Genomic DNA, 18,920 nt, shown 5'->3' with positions numbered 1-18,920 from the left:
CCACCTGACGAAGGATCATGAAGTCGGATGATGGGTGATCTTCGTACGTGAAGCGTTCAGTTGATCACCAGAGGTGACATTTTCGCCAGTCATCGCAGGCCGGAGGGGTCGTCTCAATATCAAGAGAGTTCCGCTGCATGCAAATTGGCGCTGGACGCAGCTGGCTGATAGTGGACCCCATTCACACATGAGAGGGAGGCACGGGGCGGGATGTGGACGTGGCGCGGACGCGTGCACGCATTCACGAGCTCCGCGCACACGGGACGCGACGGTTCCGGTAACCGTTCCGTGACCTCCGCCACATCGATGAGAGGTCCCTGGGAAGCGGGCTTGGCCAACCATCTCAACCAGTGGTAGGCGTGGGGCAATTCGGACGTAATGATCAAAGACCGTGATCAAGGGCTTGATCACCGACGTCCGCAATGTCCGTTACGGCGTCAATAAAGAGCGGCACGCTCGGGATTCTCGGTCTCGATTGAGCAACTGTGGCGCAGCACACGTTTCTTGAAGATATGAAGGAGCCCCTGGTACCGGTTGTTCCCATGTCCCACACCGCTCACATACGCAGCCACCGGAAGCCCCGCCGCAGCGCGTCGTCCCTCGCGATGCGGGCCGGAGTTGCCGGTGGCGTCCTCAGCTCCCTGGCAGTCGCCGGGGCGTCCGGCTCGGCGAACGCCTCCGAGCCGGTGACGCAGACCCTCGAACTGCCCACCCTGACGGCCGACCTGGCCGCTCAGGCTGCCAAGTCCGCGGACGCCACCCAGCAGGCCGCCGCGAACTACCAGCTGCAGGCCGAGCGTGACGCGGCTGCCGCAAACGCCGCGAAGCAGGCCAAGGCGGACCTCGCCGAGGCCAAGCAGAAGGCCGCCGAGGCCAAGAAGAAGGCCGACGAGGCCGCCCGTACGGAGGCCGCCGCCCGCGCCTCCCGCAACGCGGAGCGGACGACGCTCTCCGCCACGTCGGACTCCGGCAGCACGTCCACGGCGACCGGTTCGGCCGCGTCCGTCATCTCCTTCGTGAAGGCGCAGATCGGCAAGTCCTACGTCCTGGGCGCCTCCGGCCCGAGCGCCTACGACTGCTCCGGCCTGGTGCAGGCCGCCTTCAAGGAGATCGGCGTCAGCCTGCCGCGCGTCTCCCAGGACCAGTCGACCTCCGGCACGCAGGTCTCGCTGAGCAACCTGCAGCCGGGCGACATCCTCTACTGGGGCGGCGCGGGCAGCGCGTACCACGTAGCGGTGTACGTCGGCGACGGCATGTTCGTCGGCGCGCAGAACCCGTCCACCGGCATCGTCGAGAAGCCGCTGTCGTACGACCCGCCGACCGGCGCCGTCCGGGTGCTCTGAGCGCTCCAGGCGCCTCTCAACGCGCGTAGGGCCGCAGCCGCTCGGGGCAGCGGCCCTTGCGTCGTTCCCGGCACACCAGGGCGCGGTCCCTGGCAAGCTCGGCACGGGCCGCCGTCCGGCGGTCCGTCCACGAGCGAAGGAGACCGCGCCATGCCACGCGTGTTCGTACAGGGAAGGCCAGCCGACTACCACCCCCGCCACACCCCCGAGGCCCGGCGCGGTGCGGTGCGCCGCATCACCGAGGTCGGCGAGGAGATCCTGCACAAGCCGTGCCGGGACGTCACGGAGTTCGGGCCCGACCTCGCCGCACTCATCGACGACATGTTCCTCACCCTGTATGTCGCCGAAGGGGCGGGACTGGCGGCGAATCAGGTCGGGGTCGGTCTACGGCTCTTCGTGTACGACTGCCCCGATGACGACGGTGTCCGACATGTCGGGCACATCGTCAATCCGGTGCTCGAAACGCCCACGAGCGGGCGGCGGTTGCTGGACGAGGGCGAGGGCTGTCTGTCGGTGCCGGGTGCCGTGATGACCGTGCCGCGGCCGGACCGGGCCGTCGTACGCGGGCAGGACAGGGACGGCCGGCCGGTCGTCATCGAGGGCACGGGGTACTTCGCGCGCTGCCTCATCCACGAGACCGACCACACCAACGGGTACCTGTACCTGGATCGGCTCTCCAAGCGGGAGAAAAAGGACGCGCTGCGGCAGATGGCGGACCGGCGGGACGAGGTGTTCGCCCGCCGGGCCGCCCGGGCCGAGGAGCTGAGCCGGGCCTAGAAGAGGCTCTGGAGGCCCGGGAAGAGGCTCACGCCTTCGGGGCCACCTTGCTCAGGCCGTTGATGATGCGGTCCATCGCATCGCCGCCCGTGGGGTCGGTGAGGTTCGCGAGGAGCTTGAGGGTGAACTTCATCAGCAGCGGGTGCGTGAGGCCGCGCTGGGCGGCGATCTGCATGACCTTGGGGTTGCCGATGAGCTTCACGAAGGCGCGGCCGAGCGTGTAGTAGCCGCCGTAGGTGTCCTTGAGGACGCGCGGGTAGCGCTGCAGGGCGATCTCGCGCTGGGCGGGCGTGGCCCGCGCGTGGGCCTGGACGACGACGTCGGCGGCGATCTGGCCGGACTCCATGGCGTAGGCGATGCCCTCACCGTTGAAGGGGTTCACCAGGCCGCCGGCGTCGCCGACCAGCAGCAGACCGCGCGTGTAGTGCGGCTGGCGGTTGAAGGCCATGGGCAGGGCGGCGCCGCGGATGGGGCCGGTCATGTTCTCGGGGGTGTAGCCCCAGTCCTCGGGCATGGAGGCGCACCAGGCCTTGAGGATCTCGCGCCAGTCCAGCTCCTTGAAGGCGGCGGAGGTGTTGAGCACACCGAGGCCGACGTTGGACGTGCCGTCGCCCATGCCGAAGATCCAGCCGTAGCCGGGCAGCAGCCGGTCCTGGGGGCCGCGCCGGTCCCACAGCTCCAGCCAGGACTCCAGGTAGTCGTCGTCGTGGCGGGGGCTCTCGAAATACGTCCGGACCGCGACGCCCATGGGGCGGTCCTCGCGGCGGTGCAGGCCCATCGCGAGGGACAGGCGGGTGGAGTTGCCGTCGGCGGCCACCACCAAAGGCGCGTGGAAGGTGACCTCGCGCTTCTCCTCGCCGAGCTTGGCGGTGACGCCGGCGATACGGCCGGTGCGGTCGTCGAGGACGGGGCCGGAGACGTTGCAGCGCTCGTAGAGGCGGGCGCCGGCCTTCTGGGCGTTGCGGGCGAGTTGCTCGTCGAAGTCGTCGCGCTTGCGGACGAGGCCGTAGTTCGGGTACGCGGCGAGATCCGGCCAGTCCAGCTGAAGTCGGGAGCCGCCGCCGATGATGCGCAGCCCCTTGTTGCGCAGCCAGCCGGCCTCCTCGGAGATGTCGACGCCCATGGCCACGAGCTGCTTCACCGCGCGCGGGGTGAGGCCGTCGCCGCAGACCTTCTCGCGCGGGAACTCGGTCTTCTCCAGGAGCAGGACGTCGAGACCGGCCTTGGCGAGGTGGTACGCGGTGGTGGAGCCGGCCGGCCCCGCGCCGACGACGATCACATCGGCGGTGTTCTCGGAGAGGGGCTCCTTCACGACGGTCACGGCGGGATCTCCCCAAGTTCGAAATCTGCGTGCCGACCGGCACTGGACATGGGCAGTCTATTCAGCAGAATTGATCACCCGGCTGAAGGGCTGCCCTGTGAACCGACCCCTCCCCGCGGTACGGCTGCGCGTCCCCACCCATGAGGACGCGATCGCCTGGCACCGGGTCTTCAGCGACCCCGAGGTCATGGAGTTCTACGGCGGCAGGCCGGCCCCGCTGTCGGTCTACGAGGAACTCACCGCGCGGCAGCGGCGGCACGACGCGGAACTCGGCTTCTGTCTGTGGACCATGCTGGACGAGTCCGGCGAGGTGATCGGCTTCACCGGAGCGCAGCCCTGGCGGCCCGGCTGGGGTCCGGTCGGCGAGATAGAGATCGGCTGGCGGCTCGGACGGGCGCACTGGGGCAAGGGCCATGTCACCGCGGCCGCACGCGAGACGCTTCAGCGGGTGCGGGCGGCCGGAGTACGGCAGGTGGTGGCGATGGTCCGGCCCGGCAACGAGCGGTCGATCGCGGTGACCCGGCGGCTCGGCATGGAGCCGGCGGAGACCTATCCGCACCCCACGCTGGACGAGCGCGCCCTCTGCTTCCGACTCACACTCAATCACACACAGTAAGCATCTGTTACAGAAAGACACCGATCCCTTCCGGCCGAGGCGCACGGGGGTTACTCTTCCAGTACCGCTGGGGGTGACATCTGTGCGCATAACACCCAAAACACCCGAAGTGCGCGTGCCGCGGCTGGTCGGACTGATGGCCGTGGACGCGCGCGAAACGGCCCGGGCGCAGGGCCTGTTCCTCAACGCGCCCGACCGCCCGGACTTCCACCTCACGGTCGTCGACTACGTCGTACGCCAGTACCCGCAGGCCGGCGCCGAGGTGCCCCGGGAGTCGATGGTGTACGTCTGGTTCGACTTCGGCGAGGGAGAGGGCGGCGGGGGCGTGCGCGAGCCACGCATCCCGCGGCCGCCCTCAGGCGGAATGCAACGCGAACTCGGTGAGCCCGGTGACGCCTTCGAGATGATCAACCGCTGAGCCTCGGCCGGAAGAGAGCACGGCAAAACGGGCTCGGCGGCAAAGGCCCGGCGAAAAGGGGCTCAGCTCTCCTTGAAGCCCCGGTGCAGTGCGACCACGCCGCCGGTGAGGTTGCGCCAGGCCACCTTGGACCAGCCCGCCTTGCGCAGCCGGTCGGCGAGGGCGGGCTGGTCGGGCCAGGCACGGATGGACTCGGCCAGGTAGACGTAGGCGTCCGGGTTCGAGGAGACCGCGCGGGCGACCGGCGGCAGCGCCCGCATCAGGTACTCGGTGTAGACGGTGCGGAACGGCGCCCACGTCGGGTGCGAGAACTCGCAGATCACCACGCGCCCGCCGGGCCGGGTCACCCGGTACATCTCGCGCAGGGCCGCGTCCGTGTCCTGGACGTTGCGCAGCCCGAAGGAGATCGTCACGGCGTCGAAGGTGTCGTCCCTGAACGGCAGCCTGGTCGCGTCGCCAGCCGTGAACGGCAGCCAGGTGTGCTTCTTCTTGCCGACCTGGAGCATCCCGAGCGAGAAGTCGCAGGGGACGACGTACGCGCCCGTCCGCGCGAAGGGCAGCGAGGAGGTGGCCGTACCGGCGGCCAGGTCGAGAATCTTCTGGGCGGGGCGCGCGTCGACCGCCTGCGCCACCTCCTTGCGCCAGCGCCGGTCCTGGCCGAGCGACAGCACGTCGTTCGTCAGGTCGTACCGTTCCGCCACGTCGTCGAACATCGAGGCGACTTCGTGCGGCTGCTTGTTCAGGGAAGCGCGGGTCACCCGCCCATTGTGGCAGCAGGGGGTACGGCACCCCGGAAGCGCCCTCGGCTACGCCCACGCGGCGCCCGCCCGGCCGACGAAGGTCCCGAGTCCGTCCGGTGCCCCGGGTTCAGCGGCCCCGGTACACCAACCGTCCGCCGATCACGGTCGCCACACAGGTTCCGGCGCCGCGGCGGACCAGTTCGGCGCGGTCCGCGACGTCGAACACGGCGAAGCGGGCGGGCCCGCCCGGGACGAGCCGCGGCAGCAGGATCAGCGGGGTCGGGGACAGCGCCGCCGGGCCCGGAAGGCGGTCGGGCCGCTGCCCCACCGCGAGCCCGGCCCTGCGCACCGCGTCGAGCACGGCGCGCGACCGCAGTTCCCCGGCCACCGCCACCGTGCCGTGCGCCAGCATCCGCTGCACCCCGCGTCGCGCGCTCGCGCCGAGGCGTGCGGGATCGGCGCGGAAGATCTCCCGGGCCCGCTCCCCGCCGATGGGCTCGGTGCCGAGGACGTCGGCCTCGCGGGGGTCGGGGTGGTAGGTGGCCTCCAGCAGCTCCGGACCGTACGGGTTCAGCAGTCCCGGGGTGAGGATGCCGGGCCAACGCCGCACCTTGGCCCGGGACTCGGCGGCGGCCAGTTCCTCGTACGGGCCGACGGCGGCGACGGAGGCCCCGTCGACCAGAACCGCCGTCTCGGGAGACCGCTCGGCGACGTGAAGTGTCAGCACGGTGCGCCTAGTTGGACGCCAGCAGCTTCAGCTCGGGGTGGGCCGTGCCGCCCTCGATGGCCGTGGAGGAGATGTGGGAGACCACGCGGTCGTCGACCGGGTCGTTCGCGGGGTCGTCGTGCACGACCAGGTGCTCGTACGTCGTGGCGCGCTGCGCCGGGACGCGGCCCGCCTTGCGGATCAGGTCGATGATCTCCAGGCGGTTGGAGCGGTGCTTGGCGCCGGCCGAGGAGACGACGTTCTCCTCCAGCATGATCGAGCCGAGGTCGTCCGCGCCGTAGTGCAGCGACAGCTGGCCGGCCTCCTTGCCGGTGGTGAGCCACGAGCCCTGGATGTGCCGGACGTTGTCCAGGAAGAGGCGGGCGATCGCGATCATGCGCAGGTACTCGAAGAGCGTGGCCTGGGTGCGGCCCTTCAGGTGGTTGTTCTCGGGCTGGTAGGTGTACGGGATGAAGGCCCGGAAGCCGCCCGTGCGGTCCTGGACGTCCCGGATCATGCGCAGGTGCTCGATGCGTTCGGCATTGGTCTCGCCCGTGCCCATCAGCATGGTGGACGTCGACTCCACACCCAGCCTGTGCGCCGTCTCCATGATCTCCAGCCAGCGCTCGCCGGACTCCTTGAGGGGCGCGATGGCCTTGCGGGGGCGCTCGGGGAGGAGTTCCGCGCCGGCGCCGGCGAAGGAGTCGAGGCCCGCCTCGTGGATCCGGGTGATGGCCTCCTCGACCGAGACGCCGGAGATACGGGCCATGTGCTCGACCTCGGAGGCGCCGAGGGAGTGGATCACCAGCTGCGGGAACGCGTCCTTGATGGCCTTGAAGTGCTTCTCGTAGTACTCGACGCCGTAGTCCGGGTGGTGGCCGCCCTGGAACATGATCTGGGTGCCGCCCAGCTCGACGGTCTCCGCGCAGCGGCGCAGGATGTCGTCGAGGTCGCGGGTCCAGCCCTTGTCCTTGTCCTTGGGGGCCGCGTAGAAGGCGCAGAACTTGCACGCCGTGACGCACACGTTCGTGTAGTTGATGTTGCGCTCGATGATGTACGTCGCGATGTGCTCGACGCCGGCGTACTTGCGGCGGCGTACGGCGTCGGCGGCGGCGCCCAGCGCGTGCAGAGGGGCGTCGCGGTAGAGGTCGAGCGCCTCTTGCGGGGTGATCCGCCCACCGGCTGCGGCACGGTCGAGGACAGACTGGAGGTCGGCCTTCTCGGTCACAGGGCGTCCCTTTCGTCAAGGGTTGTGGACGGACCGAACCAGCCTACGCCAGGGCCTTTGGCGTCGCGGATCCGGCTCGGGTCTCCCTGGCCGGACGCGGCTGCGGCAGGCCAGGACGATCCAGTCCAGGAGAGCGCCGCCGTCGTGGCTGTCCGGTCCGTCCTGCGCACTACGCCGCGTACGCCCCCGCGAGCAGCCCCAGGAACGCCCCCGCGATCAGGAACGGCCCGAACGCGATCGCCGTCTTGCGCCCGGCCCGCCGTGCGACGACGAGCGCACCCCCGTACACCGCGCCGAGCAGGAAACCGGCGAAGGCGCCGAGCAGGACCGTGGGCCAGCCGTACCAGCCGAGTACGGCGCCCATGCCGACGGCCAGCTTCACATCGCCGAAGCCCATGCCGGACGGGTTGATGAGAAACAGCACGAAATAGCCGACGCCCAGGGCGAGGGCGCCGCACAGCGCGGTGAGCCAGTGCCCGGCGTGCCCGGGCAGCAGCGCGGCGAGGCCCAGCAGGGCGAGGGCGGCCACGGCGAGCGGCAGGGTCAGCGGGTCGGGCAGCCGCTGCACCCGGAAGTCGATCACGGCCAGCAACACCCCGACGGGCGCGAGCAGCAGCCAGACCACCAGCTCCGGCCGGGCGCCGGTGGCGGCGGCGAGAGCGGCACAGGTCAGGGCGGTGGCGAGGGCGAGGAGCGGGGCGGAGGGGACCTTCGCCGAGGTGGAAGGGACCCCGGGCGGGGTGGAGAGGGCCCCGGGCGGGGTGGAGAGGGCCCCGGGCGGGGTGGCGGTGGGGGGAGAGGGGCACGCGCGTGACGGCTCGGCGGCGTACGGCGGTTCGGCCGCATGCGACGGCTCGGTGGCGTAGGGCGGTTCAGGAGGACGACGTGCGCCACCCCGTGCGCACTCTCCGCAGCGCGCCGGTCCGAGCCAGCCCCGGAGCGCATGCCCGTGCGGGCACCGATCTCGCCAGCCCTCCCCCACCGGAACGGCGAAACGATAGGCGGCTCTGGGGAGCAGCCCGCCCGCCGCCGTGCCCCACAGCGCGGCGAGGGCCCACAGCAGTGCGGCGCTCATCCGGCGGTGGCGACCGTCGGGCCTGATGTGCCGCGTCGCACCATGGCTGATGTCCTGGGTCGTAGTCGTACAGACGGGGAAGTGGGGCTGGGGTGCTGAGAGCCTACAGAATTCCCATGACCCGGAACCGTCGGGCGCGGCCTTCGCTTGCTCCGGCATCCGGCCGGTCAGTGGCCGGAGGAGGCAAGGGAGTTGACGTGGTCCGTCACTCCGGCCGACTCCCGTGACGTCCCGGATGCCCTGGTCACGCTCCCGGAACACGGCCGCCGTATCGTTACGGCACATGTGGCCAGGAGAGCAGCCGTCGAGGGGCAGCCAGAACCCGCAGCAGCCCCCGAGCGGACATCAGCCGAACCCGTACCAGCAGCCCGGTCCTGGCCGACCGAATCCGTATCAGCAGCCTCAGCCCTGGCAGATGCCCCCGCAGCAGCCGGCCGCCGGTGCGCCCGTGCCTCCGCCGACGGGCGGCGGCCGTAACCGGACCAGCGTCGTCGCCGTCATCGCTGCGGCGGCCGTCGTGCTTGCAGCGGGCGTCACCGGATTCCTGGTGCTCGGCAACCGGAAGCACGACGGGCCTCATCCGAAGCCCACCAACACCGCTTCCCCGTCGCAGAGTTCCGACAATCCCCGGAGCTCCGACACCCAGGCCGCCACGATCAAGGGCTGGAAGGTCCTGACGAACCCGGAGCAGGGAATCGCGTTCGATGTCCCGGCCCAATGGGAGATCCAGTCCGCCGGCTGGGCCAGCTATGTCTCCAAGGAGGGGGACCCCAACGACAAAATACTCATCGCGATACGCAATGTCGCGATGCTGCAGAAGAAGTGGTGTTCCTCGGACGACGACCGGGACGGCACGGTGGAGGACACTCCACTGGCCCAGGTGGGAACGAGGGGCAACAACGGTTACCGAAGTACTCAGGAGATCGCCGGCTCCGACCCGGAGACCTGGGTGTACGGGGCGTACACCCAGCCGGACAGGACGAAGGTGAAGACCGGCACCGTCGAGGCCTTCACCACGAACTCCGGCCTCAAGGGCACTCTGGGCGCTGCCTGGTCCGTGGGCGTGAAGAAGTCGACGAAGTGCGCATCGGACGGCAAGTCCTGGGTCTTCGCCTTCAAGAACAGCGCGGGGGACCTGGTCTCCTGGCAGTTCTTCGGCGCCAGGAACGTGTCCGGCGAGGTACCGGACGCGACGATACGGAAAATCGCCACCACGGTACGGCTCTACAAGGCCTCGCCGGACTCCTGATTCCGACCCGGAAGGTGCTATTCGACCTTCGACAGGCGTGCCACCGGGTTGCCCTCGGCGGAACTGTCCGACGTGAACTTCAGGTCGTCGCCGACCGGCGTCAACTCCACCTGGTGCGGGGTCGGTACGCAGTGTCCGGGGTTGTCCGCCGCGCCCACCGATGTAGCGAGGATCTGTGTCTTCGTCACCTCCTTCAGCGTGAGGACGTCGGTGCACACGCCGCCGATCGCGTCGGTCTGCCGGAGTCGTCCCAGCTCCTTGCCCACCGCCGCCTGACGGACGGTGAGCCGGAAGGTGCCCATGGGCACAGCGCCGCCGAGGCCGGTGGCTGTTCCTTCCCAGGTGCCCAGGTAGCGGGCCGGGATCGTGCCGGGCGAGGGGCTGTTGTCCGGGGCGCCGGTGCCGCCCGTGGCCGCGCTGGAGGCCGCCGTCGGCGCGTGGGAGAGGGAGGGGGCGGTGCCTGCGCCCTTGTCCTCGTTCTGTTGGGACCAGGGGCGCAGTAGTGCGCCGAGGCCCAGGGCGCCGACGGCCAGCGCTCCGGCGACCGCCAGTACGACCGTGCAGCTCAGCCGGCGGCCGCGGGCGCCCTCCACCGGCGTGGCGGCCGCCGCCATGCTGACGGAGACCCGGCCGGGTGGAGGTGCGTCACGCTGCGCGGGCACGACGGTGGGTTCCCCGGGCGGTGTGGGCGGCGGTTCCGCCGGGTTCATCACGGGCGGAGGCCCGAAGACACCGGCTCCAGTGGCAGACGCGGCCGACGCCGGGGCCGGGGGCTCCGTCTTCGCAGGGGTGTCGAAGGGCACCGGGCCCGAGTGGGGTATCTCGCCCGTGTCCAGGTTGAGCAGGTGTACGGCGCTGCGGCTGACCTGTTCCACCAGGGGGCCCGGCAGCCAGCCACCGGTGATCAGGCGGGCGGCGCCCTCGGGGGCGAGGCGGCGGCTCAGGTCGGCGGGGGTGGGGCGGGCGGCCGGGTCCTTGGTCAGGCATGCTGCCGCCACCTCGTGCAACTCGCCGCTGAGGGGGCCGAGTTCGGGCTCCTCGTGGACGACCTTGTAGAGCAGTGCGGCCGAGGAGTCGCCGCGGAAGGGGGGTTCACCGGTGGCCGCGTAAGTGAGGACCGCTCCCAGGGAGAAGACGTCCGCGGCGCCTGTGGCTCCCTTGCCGAGGATCTGTTCGGGTGCCATGTAGCCGGGGGAACCGACCGAGACACCGGTCGACGTCAGGGACGCCGTACCGTCCATGGCCCGCGCGATGCCGAAGTCGATGAGGAGGGGGCCGTCCAGCGTGAGGAGGACGTTCGACGGCTTCACGTCCCGGTGGACCAGGCCCAGTTCGTGGACGGTCGTCAGCGCCTCGGCGAGGCCCGCGCCCAGGGCCCGTACGGTGTGCGCGGGCAGCGGGCCGGTGTCGGTGACGGCCGCGGCGAGGGACGGGCCGGCCGCGTAGGCGGTGGCGACCCAGGGCACCGGGGCGTCCGGGTCCGCGTCCAGGACCGGCGCGGTCCAGGCGCTGCCGACCCGGCGGGCGGCCGCCACCTCGCGCCGGAAGCGGGCGCGGAACTCCTCGTCCAGGGCGAAGTGCGGGTGGACGATCTTCACGGCGACGGTACGGCCGCCCGCGCTGCGGCCGAGGTAGACCCGGCCCATGCCGCCGGAGCCGAGCCGGCCGAGCAGCCGGTAGGGCCCGACGGCGGCCGGCTCGTCCACGTCCAGCGGCTGCATGGCGCGCTCCCCCCAACGCCGATAACTCCGACGCCTGCCTTGACTCCGACGGCTGCCTTCACTCCGACGGCTGCCTTGACTTCGACGACTTCGGTCCCCGGCGCCCGTCGGGTGTTCCCCACGGGCGGTGACCCCGAGGTCCCTACCCGACGTGTGTCGGGCAGAAGCCTAGTGACGTGGGCTCACGGCTGCAGCAGGTCCACCTTCACGTCCGCCGGGAAGCCGGTCGTCGGGCCGACGCGGCGGGCGAACTCGGCGACGGCCGCCAGCTGCGGGGTGCCGAAGCTGAAGTCGAGGGTGGTGAAGTACTGCGCAAGGGTCGCCTCGTCGAAGGCCTCCCAGCGGGCCGCCTGCTCGGCGACCTTGCCGACCTCCTCCAGGGAGAGGTTGCGGGATTCGAGGAAGGCCTCGTGGATCTTGCGGGTGAGGACCGGTTCGCGCTCCAGGTACTCCCGGCGTACGGCCCACACCGCGAAGACGAACGGCAGGCCCGTCCACTCCTTCCACAGCGCACCGAGGTCATGGACGTCGAGGCCGTAGCGCGGCCCGTCGTGGAGGTTGGCGCGCAGCGCGGCGTCGCCGATGAGGACGCCGGCGTCGGCCTCCTGCATCATCAGGCTGAGGTCGGGTGCGGAGGTGTAGTAGTCGGGCTGGACGTCGTAACGCTCGGCGAGCAGGAGCTGGGCGAGCCGGACCGAGGTGCGGGAGGTCGAGCCGAGGGCGACCTTGGCGCCGTCCAGCCGGTCGAGCGGGAGCTGCGAGACGATCACGCAGGACATCACCGGGCCGTCGCAGCCGACGGCGATGTCGGGGAAGGCGACCAGTTCGTCCGCGTGCTTGAGGAACTCGACCAGGGTGATGGGCGCGATGTCGAGCTCGCCCTGCACCAGCATCTCGTTGAGCTTGTCCGGGGTGTCCTTGGTCAGCTCGAAGTCGAGGAGGGTGCCGGTTCTCGCGAGCCCCCAGTAGAGGGGCAGGCAGTTCAGGAACTGGATGTGGCCGACGCGCGGCCGGGTGCGAGCATTGTCCACATCGCGACACTAGACCCCGTGCGGTACGGTGCCGGGACCGACCCCGCCGTCAATTGGCCCAACGGCCGTTCAAACATCCGGGTGAAGTGATCTTGACCTCTATTGCTTTCGGCCGCCCCCGTGCTAGGCTCGCCGCAAGTTGCAGTTTGGTTTCCCTTGCAGTACAGAGCCTGCGGAGCATGTGACCGCGGGCTCTCGTCGTTTTCAGACGAATGCAGTTGTGCAGCACCGTTTCGCACTTGCAGGTTCTGGAGCAGGGCAACCCTTTTGAGCCCAAGGAGGGCTTATGGCTACCGGAACCGTTAAGTGGTTCAACGCCGAAAAGGGCTTTGGCTTCATCGCCCAGGAGGGCGGCGGCCCCGACGTCTTCGTTCACTACTCCGCGATCAACGCGAACGGCTTCCGTTCGCTCGAAGAGAACCAGCAGGTGACCTTCGACGTGACGCAGGGCCCGAAGGGTCCGCAGGCGGAGAACGTCACCCCCGCCTGATCACTGCCTGATCGCAGAACCTGAGAGCAGTACCCAAGGAGCCCCGCGCCGTTCCGGCGACGGGGCTCCTGCCTTTCCCCTTGCGGTCGCCCGCCTCCCCGTGAATTCTCGGCGAATTCTCCGCGATCTCTACGTGTGCTGCATGACGAGGATGAAGGCCGTGTCCGGGGCCAGTGCCTCGTACGAGTGAGCGACGTCCCCCCGATAGGTCATGTAATCGCCGGGTCCGAGTTCGACCTCTTCCCCGGCCGGTCCCGCCTTCACCCGGCCCGTTGCGACGATCAGGTGTTCCACCGTGCCCGGGTTGTGCGGTTCCGCCGCGCGCACCGAATCCGGTTCGGCGCGGATCTGGTAGATGTCCCGCCGGGCCCCGGGAGGGCTCGCCGAGAGCAGGGTGCCGACGTAGCTGGCCTGCTCGGAGGCGACCGCCGGGCCCTGGCCGGCGCGGATCACCTGGACGCTGGGGGTCGGCGGCTCCACCAGCACGCTGAACGGGACCCCCAGCGCGACGCCCAGCGCCCAGATCGTCTCCACGCTCGGGTTGCCGCTCGCGGCCTCCAGTTGGGACAGCGTGGACTTCGCGATTCCCGCGCGCTTGGCCAGCTCCGACAGGGACAGGCCGGCGCGGGTGCGTTCCCGTTTGAGGGACGCGGCGATCCACTCCATCGGGAGCTTGCCGGGTGCCGTGGATCTGTCACTCATGTCGTCGTTCGCTCCATCGGTACGATCGTTCGCCTTGACGAACCGGGCCGTTCATGTCCAGTCTAGAAAACATGCGTTCGCTGCAACGAACCATTGCCTCGCCCGGTGATGCCTCGCTCGTCCGTGACAGCTCGCTGGTCTGGCTGGCCAGCGGCATCGTGGGTGTCTCCTTCGGTGCCGTGTCCGTCGCCGGTGGGCTGCCAGTGTGGGTGCCGGTGCTGATGTCGCTGGTGGTGTATGCCGGATCGGCCCAGTTCAGCGCGGTCGGTGTGCTGATCGCCGGGGGCGGGCCGGCCGCCGCGGCGGCCACGGGGCTGCTGCTGAACACCCGGACGGCGGCCTTCAGTCTGGCCGTGGCGGAGATCCTCGGGCCTGGGCGTACGGCTCGCTTTCTCGGCGCGCATCTGGTCACCGACGAGACGGTCGCCTTCGCTCTCGCACAGCCCGACCCGGTACGACGGCGTAGGGCGTTCTGGATCTCCGGACTCGGTCTGTTCGCCGTGTGGAACATCGGGGTGCTGGCCGGGGCCATGGCCGGGCGGGCGCTCGGTGACACGGCGCGGTACGGGCTGGATGCGGCGTTCCCCGCGGTGCTGGTGGCTCTGGTGCTGCCGTCGGTGCGGGCGGACGCGGTGGTACGGCGGTGTGCGGTGGCCGGCGGCGCCCTGGCCCTGGCGGTGACGCCCGCGGTGCCGGCCGGGGTGCCGGTGCTGGTCGCCCTGGCCGGGCTGTTTCTGTACCGCCGACGGTCCCTGGAGGCCGGATCGTGAACGCCACCGTTGTCCTGATTCTGGTGCTGGCTCTGGGCACGTATGCCTTTCGGCTGGTGGGGCCGGTGCTGCGGGGGCGGGTCGAGATACCGGCCCGGGTGGAGGAGCTGGCCTCCGCCGGGGCCGTCGTGCTGCTGGTCGCGCTGCTGGCCACGGGGGCGTTGGCCGAGGGCGGGGGTTTCGCGGGGTGGGCTCGGCCGGCCGGGGTGCTGGTGGGTGTGGCGCTGGCGTGGCGGAGGGCGCCGTTCGTGGTGGTGGTCGTGGGGGCGGCTGGGACCACCGCGCTGCTGCGGCTGGCGGGGTTCAGCTGAGCGCTGCGCCCACGGCGTTGCGGCGGCTGCCCGGACTTTCCTCACCCTCATCGCCCGCCCACCCGTCCGCCCGACTCGCTTGACCGAAAGTCCCTGTCCGGAGTGGCCGTGGGTCGCGAGGCGGGGCTCTGCGACCCACGGCGCCGCGAAAGATACCCGGAGTTCCCGAGTGCGGGTGCGGGTGGGCGTGGGGAACCTTGGGTGTGGGCCCGGCGCCGTCACCGCCCATCTCGGCTCCCTCCGACTCGACGTCTTCGGGATCGATCCGTCCGCTTCCCTGCTCGCCGTCGCCCAGCGCGAGAGTCCGCAACTTCGGTTCGAGCAGGGCTCGATGCCGCCCCCTGGCCGCGCGGACGCGCCTGCCCGTCAAGGAGCGGCGTCCGGTGCGTGCTCTCGGTGTGCACCAGTGCCCCGACCGGCATCTTCTCCTCGCCTCTCAGGCCGGTGAGGAGCTGCTCACGGCCGCCGGGTTCGCCCTCGGATCGCGTACGACTCGCGAACCCTGCGGGGCACCGCTCCGAATCCGTCTCGCAGGTCCCGCGGGACTTCCTGCTCGCCCAGAAGCCCACCGAGGACGCCTGACCCGGCAGCGACTCGACACGCGCTTGAGAGTCGCTCGAAAATCGCTTGAATCCAGGAGTACCGGTGGCCCGACCTGCTCCGGGAACCAGCGGGGACGGCATGGGGATCGGCGCCCAAGAGCATCGGTCGCGGCGCTGGGGAGAAGCCCCGGCGACCGCATCAGAGTCATCGGATCAGAGTCGTCGGATCGGGGTCGCCTGATCCGGATCGTCGGATCAGGTCGTCCGTTGCGGTCCGTCCGTAACGGTCCGTCCGTAACGGTCCGTTCGTAACGGTCCGTCCGTAGCGGTCCGTCCGTAACGGTCCGTCCGTCGCGATCCGTCCGCCCTGATCCGCCTGCTCTGAGCCACCTGTTCCGATCCGTCTCATTCCTGGGGGACTACCTATGCGCACCATCGCACTGCGTACGAAGACGGTTCTGGTCGCGCTCGCCGGCGCGGGTGTTCTGACGCTCGGCAGCGCGGCGGCCGGACCGGCGGCCGCCGTGGAGCACGACCTGGTGCAGATCGCCTCCGACCTGTCCGGCAACGGGACCCACGGGACGGGCACCACGCACACCGGCCCGGCCCTGGCGGACGACAAGCCTCCGGCCCTCGTCCACTCCTGACCGCGCCGGCTCGACGGCACCGGCCAGGGGCACGCCCCGCCGGTGCCGTTTCTCATGGGGGTACGCGATCGCCTACAGCCGCCGTCCCGCCTCCGTCACTCCCATCGCGTCGTACAGCTTCTCCGCCTCCCGGTGGCACCGGAGCGCCTCCTCCCGCTCGCCCAGGGCCTCGGCCGACTCCGCCATGCCCTGCAGAGCGCGGGCGATCTCGATGCGGTAGCCAAGGCGGGAGGCCAGTTCGTAGGCGTGCCGGTACAGCTCCCTGGCCCGGTCGGGGGCGCCGCCGCGCAGGTGGACCACGCCGACCACGTTCACCACGGCCGCCTGCCGCAGGGCCGTGCCCTCGGCGGAGACCAGGTCCAGTGCGCGCTCGGCGTGCTCGGCGGTCGAGCGCGTCTCGCCGAGGCGCTGGCAGATCCGTGCCCAGTGGGCCAGGACGAAGGCCACGTTCCCGGGCTTGCGGGACTCGTCGCACAGTTCGAGGGCCTGGGCCAGGCAGGCCCGCGCCCGCTCGTCCTCGCCGGAGCCGAGGTGGGCCAGGGCCAGCCAGGTCAGCGAGGAGATCTCGTTGTTGCGCTCGCCCAGGCTCCGGTTCAGCTCGGTGGCCTGGGCCGCGTAGCGCGCGCCGTCGGCATAGTGGCCCGCCCAGGTCTCCACGGTGCCGAGGTTGGCGAGGGCGATGGCCTCCAGTCCGGGCGCGCCCAGTTCCCGGTGCAGGGCGATGCCCTTGGCCAGGTGGACTCGGGCGTCGTCGAACTGGCCCACCGCCCCGTACAACAAGCCGAGCACGTCGGTGCAGTGCGCCACCGAACGGAGGTCGTTGACGTCGGTCAGTTCCAGGGCCTCGCGGGCGGTGCTGATGCCGTCCTGGAAGTCGCCGAGCCACCAGTGGGCCACGGCCAGGTTGCCCATGCTGAGGCTGAGAAGTGCCAGGTCGCCGAGCCGCCGGCCGGCGTCGACCGCGATCCGGCTGACCACCCGGAACTCCTCGTAGCGGCCGCGCAGGTCCAGGTAGAACAGGAGATTGCGGGCGAGGAGCACGGCCGGGCGGTGCAGGCCCTGCGCACTCGCGCGGTTGACGATCGACAACAGCGCCTCGTACTCGCGGTCGTACCAGCCCAGCGCCCGTGCGTCGGTGTCCAGGCGGGGCAGTTCCGACACGCCGGCGGGCGGGGGCTCGCCGAAACGCTCCCGGCCGGGGAAGAGCGCGTGGCTGGCCTGGTCGGTGGCCAGCAGGTAGTACGACACCAGGCGCTCGACCGCGCCCTCCTCGTCGTCCTCGGCCTCCCGCACGCTCATCGCGTATGTGCGCACCAGGTCGTGGAAGCCGTACAGCCCCGCCTCGTGCTGCTCCAGGAGATGGGCGTCGAGGAGGTTCTCCAGGGTGTCCTCGGTGTCGTGGACGTCCGTGCCGAGCAGGGCTGCCGCCGACTGGACGTCTATCGCGCTGCCGGGGTGCAGGCCCAGCAACCGGAAAGCCACCCTCTGGCTCTCCTCCATCGCCTGGTACGACAGCCGGAGTGTGGCCTCCACGCTGCGCTCCCCCGCGCTCAGTTCGCGCAGTCGCCGCGTCTCGTCGACGAGCCGGTCGACCAGATACTGCACCGTCCAGCGGGGGCGGTTGCGCAGCCGGGCGGTGGTGATGCGCAGGGCGAGGGGCAGTCCGCCGCACAGCTGGGCCAGCCGGGCCGTGGCCCCGGGTTCGGCGGTCGTACGGTCGGCGCCGAGCATCCTCGTGAGCAGGGTGGCACTGTCCTCGGCCGACAGCAGTCCCAGGCTGAGCCATTCGGCGCCGTCCAGGTCGAGCATCCGGACCCGGCCGGTGAGGATGGCCAGGCAGTCCTCGGAGGCGGGCAGCAGCGGCCGTACCTGCGCGGCGTCGGCGGCGTTGTCGAGGAGGAGCAGCAGCTTCCGCTGTGCGGAAACGGTTCGCCAGACGGTCGTACGACGCTCCAGGTCGTCCGGTATCCGGTCGTCCGGCACGCCGACGGAACGCAGCAACGAGTGCAGCACCGCCCCCGGCTCCTGCGCCTTCTCGCCGGGGCTGAACCCGCGCAGGTCAACGAAGAGCTGCCCGTCCGGATAGTCGGCGGCGAGCAGATGCGCGGCGTGCACGGCCAGCGCGCTCTTGCCGCTGCCGCCCATCCCGTCGATGCCGACGATCCGGGTGCTCCGGCCGCCCGCCGGAGCCCGCCCCACCTCAAGGATCCGTGCCAGCTCGTGTTCCCGCCCGGTGAAGTCGGGAAGGTCGTACGGCAGGGTGCAGGGCGCGGGCTCGGACGGGGACGGCTGAAGGTAGGCGGCGGGTGCGAGGTGGGCCGCGCGGTCGGACACGGACTGCGGGACGCGCGGGGCGACTTCGGGGCTGTCGCGCAGGATGGCCTCGTACAGCCGGGTCAGTTCGGCGCCCGGGTCGATGCCCAGCTCCTCCACGAGCAGCGCGCGCACCCGGCCGAACTCCTCCAGCGCCTCCGCCTGCCGGCCCGCCCGGTACAGGGCGACCATCAGCCGGCCGCGCAGTGTCTCCCGCAGCGGATGCGCGGTGACCAATTCCCGTAATGGGCCGACGAGTTCGGTCGACTGGCCGAGTTCGAGCTGCAGCTCGAAGTACTGCTCGGCGAGCGCCATGTGCCGCTCTTCCAGCGCCGCCGAGGCCGCCGAGATCACCGCGCCGCCGCCACCCGCCATGACCGGCCCGCGCCACAGGTCCAGGCAGGCCCGCAGATGCCCGACCGCCTCGGCGGGCCGGCCGTCGGCGACCGCCTGCCGGGCCTGGCGGGCCCACTGGCCGAACTCGTGCAGATCCAGCTGGGGTTCGCCGAGGACTGCCCGGTATCCGGCGCCGTCGGTGACGATCACCGCGGCGCCGTCCGGGACACGGGTGCGCAGCGCGGCAACGGCCTTGCGGATCTGGTGGCCGGCGGTCTGCGGCGGCTCGTCGTCCCAGGCGGCGGCGATCAGCCGGGACACCGGCACCATGCGCCCCGGCTCCAGCAGCAGCGTGACCAGGACACGTTCGTGCGTCGGGCTGCCGAGCCGCAGCCGGTGCCCGTCGTGCCAGCCCTCCAGCGGCCCGAGGATGTTGAACCGTACGACAGGACGACCCGATGCCGCCGATTCCACGAAGTCGTCCCCTCCGCCCCGTCTCACCCCCAGGCCCGAGATGCTCGGGACCACCTAGGTTGTACCCGAACGAGCAGCGCGGAGGAGGTGATTCCGTCGTCCTGGCGCAC

General features: G+C 71.0%; 19 protein-coding genes. 10 read left to right on the top strand and 9 right to left on the bottom strand.

Translation table 11 applies throughout. The features are described from left to right. Nucleotides 1-542: 542 nt before the first annotated feature. The gene (locus AV521_RS33080) at nt 543-1,343 is read left to right on the top strand and encodes a C40 family peptidase (RefSeq protein ID WP_079249517.1); all 801 of its coding nucleotides are present in this window, start codon (nt 543-545) and stop codon (nt 1,341-1,343) included. A gap of 150 nt (nt 1,344-1,493) precedes the next feature. Beyond that, nucleotides 1,494-2,120 carry a peptide deformylase gene (def, locus tag AV521_RS33075; protein WP_076093693.1) on the top strand — a complete coding sequence of 209 codons (627 nt, stop codon included), beginning with the start codon at nt 1,494-1,496 and terminating at the stop codon, nt 2,118-2,120. Between the two features lie 28 nt (nt 2,121-2,148). On the opposite strand, the gene AV521_RS33070 is transcribed toward def, so the two are convergent. Next, complete coding sequence (locus AV521_RS33070; protein ID WP_076093691.1) at nt 2,149-3,441, bottom strand: geranylgeranyl reductase family protein; 1,293 nt, start codon at nt 3,439-3,441, stop codon at nt 2,149-2,151. Between the two features lie 97 nt (nt 3,442-3,538). On the opposite strand from AV521_RS33070, the gene AV521_RS33065 reads away from it, so the two are divergent. Then, complete coding sequence (locus AV521_RS33065; protein ID WP_076093801.1) at nt 3,539-4,057, top strand: GNAT family N-acetyltransferase; 519 nt, start codon at nt 3,539-3,541, stop codon at nt 4,055-4,057. Between the two features lie 109 nt (nt 4,058-4,166). Beyond that, nucleotides 4,167-4,475, top strand: coding sequence for a PASTA domain-containing protein (locus tag AV521_RS33060; RefSeq protein ID WP_076093689.1), 309 nt, complete (start codon nt 4,167-4,169; stop codon nt 4,473-4,475). A gap of 62 nt (nt 4,476-4,537) precedes the next feature. Here the strand turns inward: AV521_RS33060 and AV521_RS33055 are convergent, their stop codons facing one another. The 4 genes from AV521_RS33055 to AV521_RS33040 all read right to left on the bottom strand — a co-directional run bounded on the left by AV521_RS33055 (nt 4,538) and on the right by AV521_RS33040 (nt 8,224). Next, nucleotides 4,538-5,233 (bottom strand): demethylmenaquinone methyltransferase, encoded by a 696-nt coding sequence (locus tag AV521_RS33055; protein WP_076093687.1) that lies wholly within the window; start codon nt 5,231-5,233, stop codon nt 4,538-4,540. Nucleotides 5,234-5,342: 109 nt separating this feature from the next. Continuing rightward, nucleotides 5,343-5,942 (bottom strand): hypothetical protein, encoded by a 600-nt coding sequence (locus AV521_RS33050; protein WP_076093685.1) that lies wholly within the window; start codon nt 5,940-5,942, stop codon nt 5,343-5,345. A gap of 7 nt (nt 5,943-5,949) precedes the next feature. After that, nucleotides 5,950-7,149 (bottom strand): cyclic dehypoxanthinyl futalosine synthase, encoded by a 1,200-nt coding sequence (mqnC, locus tag AV521_RS33045; protein WP_076093683.1) that lies wholly within the window; start codon nt 7,147-7,149, stop codon nt 5,950-5,952. Nucleotides 7,150-7,318: 169 nt separating this feature from the next. Then, entirely contained in the window at nt 7,319-8,224 is a 906-nt protein-coding gene (locus tag AV521_RS33040; protein ID WP_076093681.1) for an A24 family peptidase, read from the bottom strand. A gap of 415 nt (nt 8,225-8,639) precedes the next feature. Between AV521_RS33040 and AV521_RS33035 the strand changes: the two genes are divergently transcribed. Beyond that, nucleotides 8,640-9,473, top strand: a complete 834-nt coding sequence (locus AV521_RS33035) for a hypothetical protein (RefSeq protein ID WP_305965204.1) — start codon at nt 8,640-8,642, stop codon at nt 9,471-9,473. A gap of 17 nt (nt 9,474-9,490) precedes the next feature. Here the strand turns inward: AV521_RS33035 and AV521_RS33030 are convergent, their stop codons facing one another. Together AV521_RS33030 and AV521_RS33025 are read right to left on the bottom strand one after the other, a co-directional pair. Then, nucleotides 9,491-11,194 carry a serine/threonine-protein kinase gene (locus tag AV521_RS33030; RefSeq protein ID WP_076093677.1) on the bottom strand — a complete coding sequence of 568 codons (1,704 nt, stop codon included), beginning with the start codon at nt 11,192-11,194 and terminating at the stop codon, nt 9,491-9,493. Between the two features lie 182 nt (nt 11,195-11,376). Beyond that, a complete protein-coding gene (locus AV521_RS33025) occupies nt 11,377-12,225 on the bottom strand; it encodes a menaquinone biosynthetic enzyme MqnA/MqnD family protein (protein WP_076093675.1) in 849 nt (282 codons plus the stop codon). Between the two features lie 286 nt (nt 12,226-12,511). Here AV521_RS33025 and AV521_RS33020 point away from each other — a divergent pair, with 286 nt between their 5' ends. Next, nucleotides 12,512-12,715: a cold-shock protein gene (locus tag AV521_RS33020; protein WP_023547521.1), complete on the top strand. Its 204-nt coding sequence runs from the start codon at nt 12,512-12,514 to the stop codon at nt 12,713-12,715. A 129-nt stretch (nt 12,716-12,844) separates the two neighbouring features. On the opposite strand, the gene AV521_RS33015 is transcribed toward AV521_RS33020, so the two are convergent. After that, nucleotides 12,845-13,417, bottom strand: a complete 573-nt coding sequence (locus AV521_RS33015; RefSeq protein WP_076093673.1) for a helix-turn-helix domain-containing protein — start codon at nt 13,415-13,417, stop codon at nt 12,845-12,847. 71 nt (nt 13,418-13,488) lie between these two features. On the opposite strand from AV521_RS33015, the gene AV521_RS33010 reads away from it, so the two are divergent. The 4 genes from AV521_RS33010 (at nt 13,489) to AV521_RS32995 (ending at nt 15,687) form a co-directional block, all read left to right on the top strand. Beyond that, entirely contained in the window at nt 13,489-14,187 is a 699-nt protein-coding gene (locus AV521_RS33010; RefSeq protein WP_076093671.1) for an AzlC family ABC transporter permease, read from the top strand. Beyond that, on the top strand, nt 14,184-14,498 hold the full coding sequence (locus AV521_RS33005) for an AzlD domain-containing protein (protein WP_076093669.1): 315 nt from the start codon (nt 14,184-14,186) through the stop codon (nt 14,496-14,498). The genes AV521_RS33010 and AV521_RS33005 overlap by 4 nt, the downstream gene beginning before the upstream one ends. Beyond that, complete coding sequence (locus tag AV521_RS52875; RefSeq protein ID WP_371917087.1) at nt 14,404-14,946, top strand: trans-aconitate 2-methyltransferase; 543 nt, start codon at nt 14,404-14,406, stop codon at nt 14,944-14,946. Before AV521_RS33005 ends, AV521_RS52875 begins: the two co-directional genes overlap by 95 nt. Nucleotides 14,947-15,465: 519 nt before the next feature. Beyond that, entirely contained in the window at nt 15,466-15,687 is a 222-nt protein-coding gene (locus tag AV521_RS32995) for a hypothetical protein (RefSeq protein ID WP_076093667.1), read from the top strand. Nucleotides 15,688-15,759: 72 nt separating this feature from the next. Here the strand turns inward: AV521_RS32995 and AV521_RS32990 are convergent, their stop codons facing one another. Continuing rightward, a complete protein-coding gene (locus tag AV521_RS32990; RefSeq protein ID WP_076093665.1) occupies nt 15,760-18,810 on the bottom strand; it encodes a BTAD domain-containing putative transcriptional regulator in 3,051 nt (1,016 codons plus the stop codon). Nucleotides 18,811-18,920 lie beyond the last annotated feature (110 nt).

It is taken from the genome of Streptomyces sp. IMTB 2501 (assembly GCF_001953885.1).
Lineage (GTDB): Bacteria > Actinomycetota > Actinomycetes > Streptomycetales > Streptomycetaceae > Streptomyces.
This window is presented reverse-complemented; position numbering and strand designations above follow the sequence as displayed.

Excerpts from the sequence above, each read along its gene's own strand:
- AV521_RS33040 (WP_076093681.1), bottom strand. The coding sequence starts at position 8,224 with ATGAGCGCCGCACTGCTGTGGGCCCTCGCCGCGCTGTGGGGCACGGCG.
- AV521_RS33015 (WP_076093673.1), bottom strand. The coding sequence starts at position 13,417 with ATGAGTGACAGATCCACGGCACCCGGCAAGCTCCCGATGGAGTGGATC.
- AV521_RS33035 (WP_305965204.1), top strand. The coding sequence starts at position 8,640 with ATGCCCCCGCAGCAGCCGGCCGCCGGTGCGCCCGTGCCTCCGCCGACG.
- AV521_RS33030 (WP_076093677.1), bottom strand. The coding sequence starts at position 11,194 with ATGCAGCCGCTGGACGTGGACGAGCCGGCCGCCGTCGGGCCCTACCGG.
- AV521_RS33080 (WP_079249517.1), top strand. The coding sequence starts at position 543 with ATGTCCCACACCGCTCACATACGCAGCCACCGGAAGCCCCGCCGCAGC.
- AV521_RS33010 (WP_076093671.1), top strand. The coding sequence starts at position 13,489 with ATGCGTTCGCTGCAACGAACCATTGCCTCGCCCGGTGATGCCTCGCTC.
- def (WP_076093693.1), top strand. The coding sequence starts at position 1,494 with ATGCCACGCGTGTTCGTACAGGGAAGGCCAGCCGACTACCACCCCCGC.
- AV521_RS32995 (WP_076093667.1), top strand. The coding sequence starts at position 15,466 with ATGCGCACCATCGCACTGCGTACGAAGACGGTTCTGGTCGCGCTCGCC.
- AV521_RS33020 (WP_023547521.1), top strand. The coding sequence starts at position 12,512 with ATGGCTACCGGAACCGTTAAGTGGTTCAACGCCGAAAAGGGCTTTGGC.